The sequence below is a fragment of the Pseudodesulfovibrio hydrargyri genome (assembly GCF_001874525.1).
GTDB lineage: Bacteria > Desulfobacterota > Desulfovibrionia > Desulfovibrionales > Desulfovibrionaceae > Pseudodesulfovibrio > Pseudodesulfovibrio hydrargyri.
On the sequence record NZ_LKAQ01000004.1, the window covers coordinates 1,090,706 to 1,104,754 of the forward strand.

At 66.0% G+C, this 14,049-nt stretch carries 13 protein-coding genes; 3 read left to right on the forward strand and 10 right to left on the reverse strand.

Annotation, left to right across the window (positions count from 1 at the left end):
* Positions 1–102: 102 nt before the first annotated feature.
* From BerOc1_RS09500 to BerOc1_RS09545, 10 genes are all read right to left on the reverse strand, one after another.
* A complete protein-coding gene (locus BerOc1_RS09500; RefSeq protein ID WP_071545468.1) occupies positions 103–1,323 on the reverse strand; it encodes a phosphopentomutase in 1,221 nt (406 codons plus the stop codon).
* Complete coding sequence (deoA, locus tag BerOc1_RS09505; protein ID WP_071545469.1) at positions 1,323–2,669, reverse strand: thymidine phosphorylase; 1,347 nt, start codon at positions 2,667–2,669, stop codon at positions 1,323–1,325. The genes BerOc1_RS09500 and deoA overlap by 1 nt, the downstream gene beginning before the upstream one ends.
* A gap of 154 nt (positions 2,670–2,823) precedes the next feature.
* Entirely contained in the window at positions 2,824–3,609 is a 786-nt protein-coding gene (deoC, locus tag BerOc1_RS09510; RefSeq protein ID WP_071545470.1) for a deoxyribose-phosphate aldolase, read from the reverse strand.
* A 2-nt stretch (positions 3,610–3,611) separates the two neighbouring features.
* Positions 3,612–4,016 (reverse strand): cytidine deaminase, encoded by a 405-nt coding sequence (locus tag BerOc1_RS09515; protein ID WP_071545471.1) that lies wholly within the window; start codon positions 4,014–4,016, stop codon positions 3,612–3,614.
* Positions 4,017–4,991, reverse strand: a complete 975-nt coding sequence (locus BerOc1_RS09520) for an ABC transporter permease (protein WP_071545472.1) — start codon at positions 4,989–4,991, stop codon at positions 4,017–4,019.
* On the reverse strand, positions 4,988–6,085 hold the full coding sequence (locus BerOc1_RS09525) for an ABC transporter permease (RefSeq protein ID WP_071545473.1): 1,098 nt from the start codon (positions 6,083–6,085) through the stop codon (positions 4,988–4,990). The genes BerOc1_RS09520 and BerOc1_RS09525 overlap by 4 nt, the downstream gene beginning before the upstream one ends.
* Positions 6,086–7,654, reverse strand: coding sequence for an ABC transporter ATP-binding protein (locus tag BerOc1_RS09530; protein ID WP_071545474.1), 1,569 nt, complete (start codon positions 7,652–7,654; stop codon positions 6,086–6,088). It abuts the gene before it with no gap.
* Position 7,655: 1 nt separating this feature from the next.
* A complete protein-coding gene (locus tag BerOc1_RS09535; RefSeq protein WP_071545475.1) occupies positions 7,656–8,645 on the reverse strand; it encodes a BMP family lipoprotein in 990 nt (329 codons plus the stop codon).
* A gap of 170 nt (positions 8,646–8,815) precedes the next feature.
* Complete coding sequence (locus tag BerOc1_RS09540; protein ID WP_129586519.1) at positions 8,816–9,808, reverse strand: BMP family lipoprotein; 993 nt, start codon at positions 9,806–9,808, stop codon at positions 8,816–8,818.
* Between the two features lie 286 nt (positions 9,809–10,094).
* Positions 10,095–11,024: a LysR substrate-binding domain-containing protein gene (locus BerOc1_RS09545; protein ID WP_084641318.1), complete on the reverse strand. Its 930-nt coding sequence runs from the start codon at positions 11,022–11,024 to the stop codon at positions 10,095–10,097.
* A 119-nt stretch (positions 11,025–11,143) separates the two neighbouring features.
* Here BerOc1_RS09545 and BerOc1_RS09550 point away from each other — a divergent pair, with 119 nt between their 5' ends.
* The 3 genes from BerOc1_RS09550 (at position 11,144) to BerOc1_RS09560 (ending at position 13,930) form a co-directional block, all read left to right on the forward strand.
* The gene (locus BerOc1_RS09550; RefSeq protein ID WP_071545477.1) at positions 11,144–11,608 is read left to right on the forward strand and encodes a CYTH domain-containing protein; all 465 of its coding nucleotides are present in this window, start codon (positions 11,144–11,146) and stop codon (positions 11,606–11,608) included.
* A gap of 20 nt (positions 11,609–11,628) precedes the next feature.
* The gene (locus BerOc1_RS09555; RefSeq protein ID WP_071545478.1) at positions 11,629–12,264 is read left to right on the forward strand and encodes a hypothetical protein; all 636 of its coding nucleotides are present in this window, start codon (positions 11,629–11,631) and stop codon (positions 12,262–12,264) included.
* 88 nt (positions 12,265–12,352) lie between these two features.
* Positions 12,353–13,930, forward strand: a complete 1,578-nt coding sequence (locus tag BerOc1_RS09560; RefSeq protein ID WP_071545479.1) for an SLC13 family permease — start codon at positions 12,353–12,355, stop codon at positions 13,928–13,930.
* Positions 13,931–14,049: the final 119 nt, after the last annotated feature.

Consider the following 14,049-nt stretch of genomic DNA (forward strand, 5'->3'; position numbering starts at 1 on the left):
TTGAAAAAGGTTCTTTGGAACCTCCCAAACTTTTTGTGTGCCTTCGGCAGGGGCGTGTGGGCAGCGCCCTGGTCTCTCCGAAGGAGCCGCCGAAGGCCTCCCCTAATCCAATGAAATGACCTCCCCGCTCTCAAGCGGCTCGATGCCCAGGTGCGCGGCCACGGTCTGGCCGACGTCGGCGAAGGTGTCGCGCAGGCCTGCGGAGCCGGGCAGGACCGGGGGGCCGAAGAGGAGCACGGGCACGCATTCGCGGGTGTGGTCCGTGCCTTTCCAGGTGGGATCGCAGCCGTGGTCGGCGGTGATCACGGCCAGGTCGCCGGGCTTGAGCTTGGGGATGAAGGCGGCGATGCGGGCGTCGATGTATTCCAGGGCGGCGGCGTATCCGGCCACATCGCGGCGGTGTCCCCATTCGGAATCGAACTCCACGAAATTGGCGAAGATCAGGGATCCGTTCGGGGCGTGGGCGGCTTCGGTCTCGACGAGGTCGAAGAGGGTGGCCGAGTCCGGCCCCTTGACCGCCTTGGTGATGCCGCGATGGGCGAAGATGTCGCTGATCTTGCCGACCGAGACGACCTCGCGCCTGGCGTCCTTGAGCTTGTCCAGGAGGGTGGGCGCGGGCGGTTCCAGGGCGTAGTCGCGGCGGTTGGCGGTGCGGGTGAAGTTGCCCGGCTCGCCGACGAACGGGCGGGCGATGACCCGGCCGATGTTGTAGCCGCTCAGCAGTTCGCGTACGAGTTCGCAGAGCCGCAGCAGCCGGTCCAGGCCGAAGGTTCGTTCGTGGGCCGCGATTTGGAAGACCGAATCGGCCGAGGTGTAGCAGATGGGCTTGTGGGAGCGCATGTGTTCCTCGCCCAGCTCCTTGAGGATTTCGGTGCCCGAGGCGGCGCGGTTGCCGAGGATACCGGGCAGATCGCCCTGTCCGATGATGGCCTCGGTCAACTCCCTGGGAAAGCTCGGGTAGTCGGGCGGGAACAGGCCCCAGTCGAAGGAGACGGGCACTCCGGCCAGTTCCCAGTGGCCGCTGGGCGTGTCCTTGCCCCGGCTGACCTCGCGGGCCGCCGCGAACCGGCCGCGCAGGACCGGCGACTTGAGGTTCGGCGGCACGGTTCCGGTGGCCAGCTGGGCGGCCAGCCCCAGGCCGAGGGAGGCCATGCAGGGCAGGGCGAGAGGGCCTGTGCGCAACCCGTCGCGATCCGCTTCGCCACGCGCGCAGGCTTCGGCGATGTGGCCCAGGGTGTCGGCCCCGGCGTCGCCGTATTGGTCGGCGTCCGGGGCCCAGCCGATGCCGAGCGAGTCGAGGACCAGGATGAAGGCGCGCGGCATCAGACGTTCTCCTCGGCGTTCCGGACGGTGATTCGTTCGCGGACCACCGGGCGGGGTACCGGAGGGGCGTCGCCGATGGTCACGGCCGCGCGGATGCGTTCGGCGGCCATGTCGGCCTGGACCTCGTCGCGGGCGCGGACCGTGCACAGGGGGTTGTTGGGGCCGACCGCGTCGCCGATGCGGGCGAATCCGGTCATGCCAACACCGTGGTCGATGGCCTGGTCCGCGCGGGTGCGCCCGCCGCCCATGGCCACCAGGGCCATGCCCACTCCCCGGCTGTCCATGGCCGTGATGAAGCCCGGCCTGTCCGGATGCACGGGCCGCTTCACGGGCGCGATGTCGAGGTATTCGCCCGACCGTTCCAGAAAATCCGTAGGCCCGCCCAGCCCGGCGACCATGCGTTCGAACCGTTCGGCCGCCGCGCCGCTGGCCAGGGCCGTCTCCATTTTGCGCGAGGCGTCGGCCATGTCTTCGGCCACGCCCGCCAACATCAGCAGTTCGCCGGTGCAGGCCAGGGTGACCTCGGCCAATCTCGGCTCGCGGCTTACGCCGGTCAGGAAACGCACGGCCTCGCAGACCTCCACCGCGTTGCCCACGGTGTCGCCCAGGACCTCGTTCATGTCCGTGAGCAGGGCCGTGGTCGGCACGCCCGCTCCCGTGGCCACGGTCACGATGGACTCGGCCAACGCCCGCGCGTCATCGAAATCCTCCATGAACGCGCCGCTGCCGAATTTCACGTCCATGATCAGCCCCTGCAATCCGGCGGCCAGCTTCTTGGACAGGATCGAGGCCGTGATCAGGTCCAGGGACTCCACCGTGGCGGTCACGTCGCGCACCGCGTACAGCCGCCGGTCGGCCGGGGCCAGGTCCGCCGTCTGCCCGATGATGGCGCAGCCCGCTTCCCGGACCACTTTGGCGAAGGTCTCCAGATCCGGCGCGGTGTCATACCCCGGAATGGCGTCGAATTTGTCCAGCGTGCCGCCCGTGTGCCCCAGGCCGCGCCCGGAGATCATCGGCACGAACGCTCCGCACGCAGCCGCCAGGGGTCCCAGGATCAGGCTGACCTTGTCGCCCACGCCGCCGGTCGAGTGTTTGTCCGCCACGCCGCGCGCAATGCCAAGCGAAGGCCAGTCCAGCACCCTCCCCGAGTCGCGCATGGCCTCGGTCAGCCGGATGCGCTCGGCCAGGGTCATGCCCCGGAAAAAGACGGCCATGGCGAACGCCGCCACCTGGCCCTCGCTCGCCGAGCCGTCCGTGACGCCCCGGACCATGGCCCGGATGTCGGACTCGGACAATTCCAGCCCGTCCCGCTTCCTGCGAATGATCTCCTGCGGTATGAACGTCATGTGTGGTGCCTCCGGCGGCCGGGGGAAGGGGAGGAAAAACCCTTTGGAAAGGGTTCTTTCCTCCCCTTCCCCCGGACCCCCATCCCCTCCTTTTCCCAAACTTTTTGGTGCCGCTTCGCGGGGTGGGAACTCGGTGGGGTTGTCGTTTGCTCGGTTAGAGGCCGAGGTGGTTTTTTACGTCGTTGAGCAGGCCGGACGCGCCGAAGCGCAGGGTCTGCGGGGTGGCCCAGCCCTGGCCCATGATCTGGTCCGCGAGATAGAGGTAGCCCGCCGCGTCGGCCACGCTCCTGAGGCCGCCGGACGGCTTGAAGCCGAGGGGGCGCTTGACCTTGGGGGTCATCTCGCGGATCGCCTCGAGCATGACCGCCGCCGCGTCCAGGGTGGCCCCGCCCGGCACCTTGCCCGTGGACGTCTTGATGAAGTCCGCGCCCGCTTCGATGGCGTCCCGGCTGGCCTCGCCGATGATCTTGAGCGACTGCAACTGGCTCGTTTCCAGGATGACCTTGAGCAGGACCGTTTCGCCGCAGACCTCCCGCACCTGTTGCAGCAGGGTGATGGCCTGGTCGCGGTGCCCCGCCTTGTACCGCTTGTAGGGCAGGACCACGTCCACCTCCTGGGCCCCGACCGCCACCTGCGCCTTGGCCTCGGCCACGGCCTTGGCCGCGTCGGGCAACCCGTGCGGGAAGTTGCAGACCGTGGCCACGCGCACCCCGGTTCCCCGGAGTTCGTTCAGGGCCAGGGGCACGAATTTGTCGTATACGCAGACCGCCGCCACATGTCCCTTGGGTGTGACCGCGCGCGAGCACAGGTCGCGGATCGTCTCGTCGGTGTCGTTCTCGCCCAGCGAGGTCAGGTCCATGGAGGTCAGGGCGCGCAGGGCGTACGCCTCGTCGGCTCGGACCTGTGCGGCCTCTTCCGTCAATGTCTTCAAATCTTTCATAATCACCGTTGGTTAAGGTTTTTCGGCCCGAAGGACTCGGGCAGCAGTTCGTCCAGGGTCATGGTCAGCAGGACCCCGCGTTCGTTGCAGATATGAACCTTGGTGCCCGGTCCGGCGAATTCGCGGATGCGCTGGCGGCAGCCGCCGCACGGGGTGCATGGCGTGTCGCCGGGGCCGACCACCACCAGTTCGCGGATGGTTCCGCCTCCGCCCAGGACCATGGCGGAGATGGCCGACTGCTCGGCGCAACTGCCCAGCGGATAGGCCGCGTTCTCCACGTTGCAGCCGGTGTACACCCCGCCCGCGTCCGTGACCAGGGCCGCGCCCACAGGGTGGTTGGAGTACGGGGCGTAGGCCCGGTCGCGGGCCGCGACGGCCAAACGGATGAGTTCAGGAATGTCGGGCATCTATCGCTCCTTGACGTAGGGTATGCCGTCCGCCTTGGGGGCCGTCACCTTGCCCACGAACCCGGCCAGCAGGATCACGGTCATGACGTAGGGCAGCATGATGATGAACTGGACGGGTATCTCGCCCACCAGGGGCAGGGACACACCCTGCAGCCGGGCCTGGAGCGCGTCGGTGAAGGCGAAGAGCAGGCAGGCGGTCACGGTCGGGCCGGGCCGCCACTTGCCGAAGATCATGGCCGCCAGGGCCAGGTACCCCTTGCCCGCGGTCATGTCGCGGATGAAGCTCGCGCCCAGCGCGGTGGACAGGGAAGCCCCGGCCACGCCGCACAGCGCGCCCGCGATGAGCACCGCCCGGTAGCGCAGCCAGGCCACCGAGATGCCCGCCGTGTCCACGGCCTCCGGGTTCTCGCCCACGGCCCGCAGCCGTAGCCCGAACCGGGTCTTGTAAAGCATGAAGGAGACGCAGGGAATCAGGGCGAAGGTCGCGTAGGTCAGCAGGGTGTGGCCGCTGACCAACTCGGCGTAGATCGGGCCCAGCACCGGCACCCCGCGCAACGCCTCGGCGCCGGGCAGGGTCAGGGCCATGAATCGCGCCCCTTGCGGCAGGGGCGGGGTGTCTCCGTTGATGTGGAAGATGGCGTGCCCCAGCGTCGGGGCCAGCCCGGCGACCACTATGTTGATGGCCATGCCCGAGACCACTTGGTTGCCCCGGTGGGTGATACAGGCGAACCCGTGCAGCAGGGCGAGCAGAAGGCAGGCGAGGATGGCGCAGACGAGCCCGAGCCAGGCCGAGCCGGTCAGATAGCTGACAGTGGCCGCCGTGAACGCCCCGCCGAGCATCTTGCCCTCCAGGCCGATGTCGATGACCGCCGCCCGTTCCGAACACAATCCGGCCAGGGCGGCCAGGATCAGCGGCGTGCTGATGCGCAGGGTGGCGTCGGCCGTGAGCAGCAGCTGCATCCACAGGTCGGTCATGCCGGGGCCTCCTTGCGCGGGAAGATGCGCTCCAGCCGGTGCCGGTACAGATGTTCCAGGGCGCCGGTGAACAGGATGACCAGCCCCTGGATGGTCCAGATCATGTCCCGGGTGATGGCCGGCATCTCGAAGGCCAGCTCGGCCCCGCCCTGAAACAGCGCGCCCATGAGCAGGGAGGCGAGCACGATGCCCGCCGGGTGGTTGCGGCCCATGAGCGCTATGGCGATGCCCACGAACCCGCATCCGTTGGTGAAGTTGATGACCACCCGGTGCTGTTCGCCCATGAGCTCGTTCACGCCCATGAGCCCGGCCAGCGCCCCGGACAGGAGCATGGAGACCATGATCGCCCTGGCCGGGGAGATGCCGCTGTACACGGCCGCATCCGGGTTGCGGCCCACGGCCCGGATCTCGTAGCCCCAGCGGGTGTGCCAGATGAACAGCCAGACGCCCACGCAGCAGAGCAGGGCGATGACCAGGGCCAGGTTGGCGGGCGAATGGGCCATCTCGATGCCGAGCGATCCGGCCAGCTCGTGCAGCTTGGGCATCCACGCGGACTCCGGGAAGGGCGATGTCTCGGGCAGCTGGGAGCCGGGCCGCTTGAGCCAGTTCACCAGCAGGAAGGTCATGACCGACGAGCCGATGAAGTTGAACATGATCGTGGTGATGACGATGTGCGAGCCGCGTTTGGCCTGGAGGTAGGCCGGAATGGCCGCCCAGGCCGCGCCGAACAGGGCCCCGCCGAGCACGGTCAGGGGCAGGACGGCCCAGAACGGCAGGTCGCCCAGGTACAGGCAGACCAACCCGATGCCCAGGCCGCCGAGGTATGCCTGGCCCTCGCCGCCGATGTTGAACAGGTAGCAGTGGAAGGCCACGGCCACGGCCAGGCCGGTGAAGATGAAATTGGTGGCGTAGTACAGGGTGTAGCCGATGGCCTCGCCGTAGCCGAAGGCCCCGTAGACCAGGTGGCCGAACGCCTTGACCGGGTCCTGGCCCATGGCCAGGATGACCAGGCCCGAGACCAGGAAGGCGGTCAGCAGGTTCAGCGCCGGGATCAGCCCCGCATTGACCCAGCCGGGGAGCTTGGACTGCGCCATCTACGCCGCCTCCCCACTGTCCGGCGTCCCGGCGCAGCCCGCCATGAGCAGGCCCAGGGCGCATTCGTTTGCGCCTTTCGCGGCCATCTCGCCCACGATGCGCCCGTCGAACATGACCACGATGCGGTCGGCCAGCGACAATATCTCATCCAGCTCCACCGAGACCAGGAGCACGCCCTTGCCCCGGTCGCGCAACTCGATGAGGCGGTTGTGGATGAACTCGATGGCCCCGATGTCCACCCCGCGAGTGGGCTGGCCCACCAGCAACAGGTCCGGGTCGCGTTCCATCTCCCGGGCCAGGACGAGCTTCTGCTGGTTGCCCCCGGAAAAGCCCGTGGCCGGGAGGTCCGGGTTGGACGGGCGCACGTCGAACCGGTCCATGTACTCGCGGCACAGGTCGCGGACCTTGGCCTGGTCCATGAGTATCCTGCCGTTCACGTCGCGTCCGCTGTGGTAGCCGAGGATCATGTTCTCGGCCGCGGTGAAATCCATGATCATGGCCGTGCGGTGGCGGTCTTCGGCCACATGCCCCACGCCCAGCCGGTGCATGCCCTGCGGATCGGTGCGTTTTCCCTGCCCGGCGATGACCTCGCCCTTGAACCGGATGGTCCCGGAGGACGGCGCGGCCACCCCGGCCAGGACCTCCAGCAGCGCGGACTGGCCGTTGCCCGAGACCCCGGCCACGCCGAGGATTTCGCCCCGCCTGAGGGTCAGGGAGACGTCCTTGAGCCGGTGCACGCCCGCCGCGTTGCGGTAATTGACCTTGTCCAGTTCCAGGAGGGGGGCGCCGGGCGTGGCCTCGGTCTTGTCCACCCGGAGCAGGACCTTGCGGCCGACCATGAGCTCGGCCAGCTCCTCCTTGCTCGTCTCCGAGGTCCTGCGGTGGGCGACCATGGCTCCGCGCCGCATGATGGACACGGTGTCGGTGGCGGCCATGATCTCGCGCAGCTTGTGGGTGATCAGGATGACCGTGCGCCCCTGGCCGCGCAGGGTGTCGAGCATGGCGAACAGGCGGCTCGCCTCCTGGGGCGTGAGCACGCCCGTGGGCTCGTCCAGGATCAGGATTTCGGCCCCGCGATACAGGGCCTTGAGAATCTCCACGCGCTGTTGCAGCCCCACAGGCAGGTCGCCGACCACCGCGTCCGGGTCCACCTCCAGGCCGTACTCACGGCCGAGCCGCTCAAGTTCCCGCCGGGCGTGGCGCAGGGAGGTTTTTATCAGTCCGCCTTCCTCGGCCCCGAGGATGACGTTTTCGAGCACCGTGAACGGTTCCACCAGCATGAAGTGCTGATGAACCATGCCGATGCCCTGGCCGATGGCCTGGGCCGGGCTGGTGATCCTCACGTCCCGGCCGTTGATGCGGATGCGTCCGCTGTCCGCCTGGTAAAAGCCGTAGAGCATGCCCATGAGCGTGGACTTGCCCGCCCCGTTCTCGCCCACGATGCCGTGGATGGTGCCCTTGGCCACGGCCATGGACACGTCCCGGTTGGCCCGTACCGGCCCGAAGGACTTGTTCAGCTCGAGGAGTTCGACCGCCGGGGGGGCCGCATGGTCGGGAGAGGAGCCCATGCTACTGGTCCATTATCTCGAAATAGTTGGTCACTTTGATCCGGCCCGCGATGATATCCGCCTTGGCCCGATCCACGCGCGCCCGCATCTCGGGGGTGATCAGGGACTCGTTGTATTGATCGAGCGAGTAGTCCACCCCGCCCTCGGCCAGCCCGAGCAGGCGGGTACCCGGCTTCCAGGTGCCGTTCCCGGCGTCGCGCAGGGCCTCGAACACGGCCAGGTCCACGCGCTTGACCATGGAGGTCAGCACGCTGCCGGGATGCATGTAGTTCTGGTTCGCGTCCGTGCCGATGGAGAACCTGTGCAGGTCGGCGGCCGCCTGGAGCACACCCAGACCGGAGCTGCCCGCCGCCTGGTAGATCACGTCCGCGCCCCGGTCGAACTGGGAGCGGGCCAGCTCGCCCGCCTTGATCGGGTCGCCCCAGGCCGCCGGGGTGTTCCCGGTCATGTTCTCGAAAATTCGGATGTCCTTGTTCACGTATTGCGCGCCCTCCTTATAGCCCAGGGCGAACTTGCGGATCAGCGGGATGTCCATGCCGCCCACGAATCCGATCTTGCCGGTCTTGGTCTTCATGGCCGCGATCATGCCCACCAGAAACGACCCCTCGTGCTCCCTGAAGACCACGGACTGCACGTTGGGTTGGTCCACGGCCATGTCCACGATGACGAACCGGGTGTCCGGGAAGCGCGGGGCGATCTGCTCCAGGACCGAGGCGTAGGAGAAGCCGACCACGATGATCGGGTCATACCCGCGCGCCGCGAAGCGCTGCATGGCCTGGGCGTACTGGGACTCGTTGGTCGGCGTGAACTCCTGGTACGAGAGGCCGGATTCCTTCTTGAATCGTTCCGCGCCTCTGAAGGCGGCCTCGTTGAACGACCTGTCGGACTTGCCCACCTGGTCATAGAGCAGGGCGGGCTTGAAGGCCGACGCGGTGCCGGAACACAGGGCCAGGGCCAGGATCATAAGGGCGGGTATGAGCGAGCGGGGCATGGGTTCTCCACCTGGGGCGGAACCTGCCGGATTCCGCCGGATTGTCGAAAAAGGGCCGGGGCGCGGTGAATTATGCTACCCCATACGCCGCGCCGAGCCAAGCGGACGCGCGGCGGGAGCCCCGGCGGCACCACCGGGCCCGCCGCCGGAAAACCGTCCGCCACGACCGGCTAGCGGTCCATGATGTCGAAGTAGTTGGTGACCATGATCTTGCCCGAGATGATGTCGACCTTGGCCTGGTCCACCCTGGCCTTCATCTCCGGGGTGATCAGGGCTTCATTGTATTTGTCCAGAGCGTAGCCCACTCCGCCCTCGGCCAGGCCCAGGACCTTCAGGCCGGGCTGCCAGTCGCCGTTGCGCATGTCCTGCATGGCCTGGTACACGGCCAGGTCCACGCGCTTGACCATGGAGGTCAGCACGCTACCGGGATGGATATAGTTCTGGTTGGAGTCCACGCCGATGGAGAACTTCTTGGCGTCGGCCGCGGCCTGGAGCACGCCCATGCCGGACCCGCCCGCCGCGGTGAAGACCACGTCCGCGCCCCGGTCGAACTGGGAGCGGGCCAGCTCGCCCGCCTTGATCGGGTCGCCCCAGGCCGCCGGGGTGGTCCCGGTCATGTTCTCGAAAATCCGGATGTCCTTGTTCACGTATTGCGCGCCCTCCTTGTACCCGAGGGCGAACTTGCGGATCAGCGGCACGTCCATGCCGCCCACGAAGCCTATCTTGCCGGTCCGCGTCTTCATGGCTGCGATCATGCCCACCAAAAAGGACCCCTCATGCTCCTTGAAGACCACGGACTGCACGTTGGGCTGGGTCACGACCATGTCGATGATCACGAATTTGGTGTCCGGGAACTCCGGGGCGATCTTCTCCAATGCCGAGGCGAACGAGAACCCGACCACCACGATCAGGTCGCTGCCCTTGGTCGCGAACCGCCGCAACGCCTGCTCGTACTGGGATTCGTTGGTCGGCTCGAAGTCCCGGTACCTGATGCCGGTCTCCTGCGAAAACTTCTCGGCCCCCATGTGCGCGGCCTGGTTGAAGGACTTGTCGAATTTGCCGCCCAGGTCGTAGATCACGGCCGGGTCCAGGGCCAGCGCGTTGCCTGTGAAAAGCGCCAGAACCAAGGCAACCACGGCGGGTATCATCAGCTTGCGGAACATGTATGCCTCCCAAACGGTTTCGCGGAAACTCCCCTGTCACCGCCACAACAAATCCAACCGGACCGGTTCGCCCCGCCCGCACCACACGGCGCGGGGGCATACCACGCTATACTCCATCACCCGCTGAACGCCAACCGGAACGTGGGCCAGGCTGAACTCGATAAGACGGTTTCGCGGCGTGTTGGGGCAGTGGATAAAAAGGGCGCGTTCATAAATCGGCATCATCCGCGAAGCGGTCCAAAAAAGTTTCGGAGGGTGAGAGGGGATGGGGGAAGGGACGGCCGGGCTATTCGCCGAGATTGAGGAGTTTTTTGAGGGAGCGGGAGTCGTTGAAGTCGGCGCGGTTGAGGAGGTGTTGCAGGAAGGCCTGGCCCGCCGTGCTCAAGCGGCGGGAGGCACTGACGAACGCGTTGAAGTCCATGGTGAAGTCGAACCCCTTGACGTTCAGGGTGGCGAGCCTGCCGTCCTCCACTTCCCGCTTGACGGCCGAGTAGGGCAGGGCGGTCAGGTAGCCCTCCACCTGGGCGAAGCGTTTGGCCGTGGCCACCCGGCTGACCACCACGCCCGGTTCCTGCATGGGCGTGTTCTTGAACAGTTCGCGCACGAACAGCCGGATCTGGGTGCCTTTTTCGCGCCAGACGAACTGGTAGCCGAGCATGTCCTCTGGGGTGACCTCCTCTTTCTTGCAGATGTCGCTGTCGGTGCGGGTCACGATGACCAGCCGTTCCCTGTGCACCAGGGCCCGGATAAGCTGCCGGGTCTCCACACCCGCGCCGCCGCCGAAGCCGATTTCCGCATCGCCGTTGACGACCATCTGCTTGACCTCGTGGGTGTTGCCCGAGAGCTGCTCGATGGTCACGCCCGGGAACTGTTCGCGGAAGGACGCGATGGCCGGGGGCAGCAGGTAGGTGGCGATGGTCGCCGAGGCGGCGATGGTGATCTTGCCGCGCCTGAGTTCGACGATGTCGTTGAACAGCGATTCCACCTCGGCGTGCAGGGCGAACAGCTCCCGCGCCTTGGCCCGCAGAATCTCGCCGTTGGGCGTCAGCTCGATGCTCCGTCCCCGGCGGTCGAACAGGTCCACCCCGTAGAGATGCTCCAGGGCCTGCACGTGACGGCTGACCGCGGGCTGGGTGATGAACAGCTCACTGGCCGCCTTGGTGAAGCTGCCGGTCTCGCAGACGGCCATGAACACTTTCAGTGAGGTTTCATTCATAACTTCAAGTCATATCAATTATGCTTAGATATTATTTGTTTTAATCGTAAATTGAGTCGTAAAAAAAGTCCATCGTTGCAGAACAGAACCCTGCTCGAAAACTTTTATTGGAGAAATCAATGGCTAAAGAAATCGAACGCAAGTTCCTGCTGGTCGGCGACGACTGGCGCGCGCTGGCCAAGGGCACCCACTATCGCCAGGGCTACCTGAACAGCGCCAAGGAACGCACGGTCCGCGTCCGGACCATCGACGACAAGGGATTCCTGACCATCAAGGGCATCACCACCGGCGCCACCCGCGTGGAGTACGAATACGAGATCCCGCACGGCGAGTGCACCGAGATGCTCGATAACCTGGCCGAGAAGCCGATCATCGAAAAGGCCCGCTACAAGATCGAGTTCGGCGGGTTCGTCTGGGAGGTCGACGAGTTCTTCGGCGTGAACCGGGGCCTCGTGGTCGCCGAGATCGAACTGAAGAGCGAGGACCAGGCCTTTGAGAAGCCTTCCTGGGTCGGGGAGGAAGTGACCGGGGATCCCCGCTACTTCAACTCCAACCTTGTCGCCAACCCCTACACCACCTGGTAACGCACCATCCGGAGAACACCATGACAGACGTATACGGCGCCAACACGGCCACCTCGGCCGAAGAGGCCTCCAAGATCGTACCCAGGGCCGAGTTCCGCGTATTCGGCCAGGGCATCCTCGATATTGTGAAGAAATCCATGTGGAAGGCGCAGGCCAAGCTGTTCAAGGTCCGCGAGAGCCGCGAGACCTACTTCCTGTCCGCCCACACCAACGAAGCCAACGTCAAGGTCCGCGACGGGCTGCTCGACATCAAGACGAAAGTGGGTGAGACCGAGAACGGCTACGAGATTTTCCAGCCGCGCGGCAAGTTCCAGTTCCCCGTCGGCAGGGCGGAGGTCGCGACCATCCTCGAGAACATGAAGGCGCAGGTGGAGCTCGACAAGGACGAGTACACCCTCGACGACTTCATCGCCGTGGTGAATGCGCATCCCGGCCTGGCCGCGGTGACCGTGTTCAAGAAGCGCTTCGGCTTTTCCGTGGACAAGATCATCTGCGAATACGGCGTTATCGAGTTCAACGGGGCGGTCCTCGAGACCGCCTGCTGCGAAAGCGAGGACTATGCCGGCATGACCAAGGCCATCGAAGCGCTGGAAATCGGTTCCTTCGAGAACAGAAACTACCTCAAAGCCGCAAAGAGCGTCATCGGAATGGTCTAGACAGCGAGACGGCGCCCCCGGCGCAGTGCGAAAGATACCGCCCGGGGCCGGTGAGGGCCCCGGGCGCCGATGATGGAAGGAGAATGACATGACTGCCCCCAAACTCACGGTTCAAGACAGTGTCTCTTTTGATCCCCTGGACATGCGCAACTACACGCTGGAGAAGCTGCCCACGCTTCCCGCGGGGCCGATCATGGAGATGGTCAAGAAGGTCGGCGTCCCGCTGGCCGTGCTGTCTTTCTGCCTGTTCCATTTCCAGTTTTTCGAGATCGAATCCTTCGCCGCCCAGACCAAGGTCCCGGCGGCCAACTGCTACACCATGCTCGGCATCTTCGTCGCGTCCATCATCCTCTGGATATCGGAAGCCATCCCCAACTACCTGACCTCCATTTTCCTGATCATCGCCGTGGTCTTCAGCGGCATCCTCAAGGAAAAGGCCGCCTACGCGTTCTTCGGCCATCCGGTCATGATCCTCAACGTGGCCAGCTTCATCCTGGCCAGCATGCTTGTGGCCACGGGCCTGGCCAAACGGCTGGCCCTGAAGTTCATCCTCCGGGCGGGGCACCACGCCACGCCGGTCTTCTGGACCTTCCTGATCCTCAACCTCGTGCTCGGCGCGTTCATCAACGCCACCGCCGCCAAGGCGGCCCTGCTCATGCCCATCTTCATGGTCATCAGCGCCATCTACGGGGCCACGGGCGGGGACTCGCGCAACAACTTCGCGCGCAACCTGGTCCTGCAGAACCTGCTCGGCATCAACGTCTCATGCAGCGCCTACATGACCGGTTCCGCCGCCAACCTGGTGGCCGCCAGCATGCTGGCGGGCGCGGGCGCGCAGATATTCTACATGGACTGGTTCGTGGCCCTGGCTCCCCTGGCCCTGATCGTCCTCGGCCTGGGCTGGTACCTGGGCGTGAAGTTCGTCTTCCCGGTGCGGGGCGGCGAGAACCGCCCGACCATCGAAGGCGGCCTGGACCGGCTCAAGGGCGAACTGGACCGCATGGGGCCGGTCAGCGTGAACGAGATCAAGGCCGCGGTCATCTTCCTCCTGGTCCTGGGCTTCTGGGCCACGGACAAGCTGCACGGGCTGAGCGCCACGGCCGTGGCCCTGACCGGCGCGGGCATCTGCCTGCTGCCGTCCTTCTCCGGCCTGCCCAAGATCGGCGTCATCGACTGGAACAGCACCGACATCCCCTGGCACCTGCTCATGTTCAGCTTCGGCGCCTACGTCCTGGGCGGCGGCATCAAGGCCACCAACATCGTCGGCATCGGCATCAACAACCTGTTCAACGCCATGGGCCTCAACGGCGATCCCAACAAGCTCATGATCTTCTTGATCATCGCCGTGCTGTTCAACTACTCGTCCATCCTCAGCCAGAGCAAGACCGCGCGGACCATGATCTTCTTCCCGATCATCATCGGCATCGCCCAGAACTTCGGCTGGGACGTGCTCGGCTTCGCCCTGCCCATGGCCTTCCTGATCAACCAGGTCTACGTCCTCTACTTCAACAGCAAACCGGCGACCATCTGTTACCTCGCCAACCACTACTCCAGCTTCGAATCCTTCAAGTACGGCATCGTCATGCAGACCGTCGTGCTGCTTTGTCTGATCCCCTGGGCGCAATACGTCATGCCCCTGATGGGATTCGACAGCAAGCTCTGGTAGTGCCCCCCTTCCGGCGCGGGGGAAGACACCCCGCCCCCCGCGCCGGACCTCCTTGTCAGCCAGCGGCTCCGCCCCCGGAGCCGTGAACCCTTTTCCCGGCCGGGGCCCGGCCGGGCGTG

Coding starts and splice junctions, on each gene's coding strand:
- deoC (WP_071545470.1), bottom strand. CDS start 3,609: ATGAAAGATTTGAAGACATTGACGGAAGAGGCCGCACAGGTCCGAGCC.
- BerOc1_RS09530 (WP_071545474.1), bottom strand. CDS start 7,654: ATGGGCTCCTCTCCCGACCATGCGGCCCCCCCGGCGGTCGAACTCCTC.
- BerOc1_RS09525 (WP_071545473.1), bottom strand. CDS start 6,085: ATGGCGCAGTCCAAGCTCCCCGGCTGGGTCAATGCGGGGCTGATCCCG.
- BerOc1_RS09520 (WP_071545472.1), bottom strand. CDS start 4,991: ATGACCGACCTGTGGATGCAGCTGCTGCTCACGGCCGACGCCACCCTG.
- deoA (WP_071545469.1), bottom strand. CDS start 2,669: ATGACGTTCATACCGCAGGAGATCATTCGCAGGAAGCGGGACGGGCTG.
- BerOc1_RS09540 (WP_129586519.1), bottom strand. CDS start 9,808: ATGTTCCGCAAGCTGATGATACCCGCCGTGGTTGCCTTGGTTCTGGCG.
- BerOc1_RS09560 (WP_071545479.1), top strand. CDS start 12,353: ATGACTGCCCCCAAACTCACGGTTCAAGACAGTGTCTCTTTTGATCCC.
- BerOc1_RS09550 (WP_071545477.1), top strand. CDS start 11,144: ATGGCTAAAGAAATCGAACGCAAGTTCCTGCTGGTCGGCGACGACTGG.
- BerOc1_RS09555 (WP_071545478.1), top strand. CDS start 11,629: ATGACAGACGTATACGGCGCCAACACGGCCACCTCGGCCGAAGAGGCC.
- BerOc1_RS09515 (WP_071545471.1), bottom strand. CDS start 4,016: ATGCCCGACATTCCTGAACTCATCCGTTTGGCCGTCGCGGCCCGCGAC.
- BerOc1_RS09535 (WP_071545475.1), bottom strand. CDS start 8,645: ATGCCCCGCTCGCTCATACCCGCCCTTATGATCCTGGCCCTGGCCCTG.
- BerOc1_RS09500 (WP_071545468.1), bottom strand. CDS start 1,323: ATGCCGCGCGCCTTCATCCTGGTCCTCGACTCGCTCGGCATCGGCTGG.
- BerOc1_RS09545 (WP_084641318.1), bottom strand. CDS start 11,024: ATGAATGAAACCTCACTGAAAGTGTTCATGGCCGTCTGCGAGACCGGC.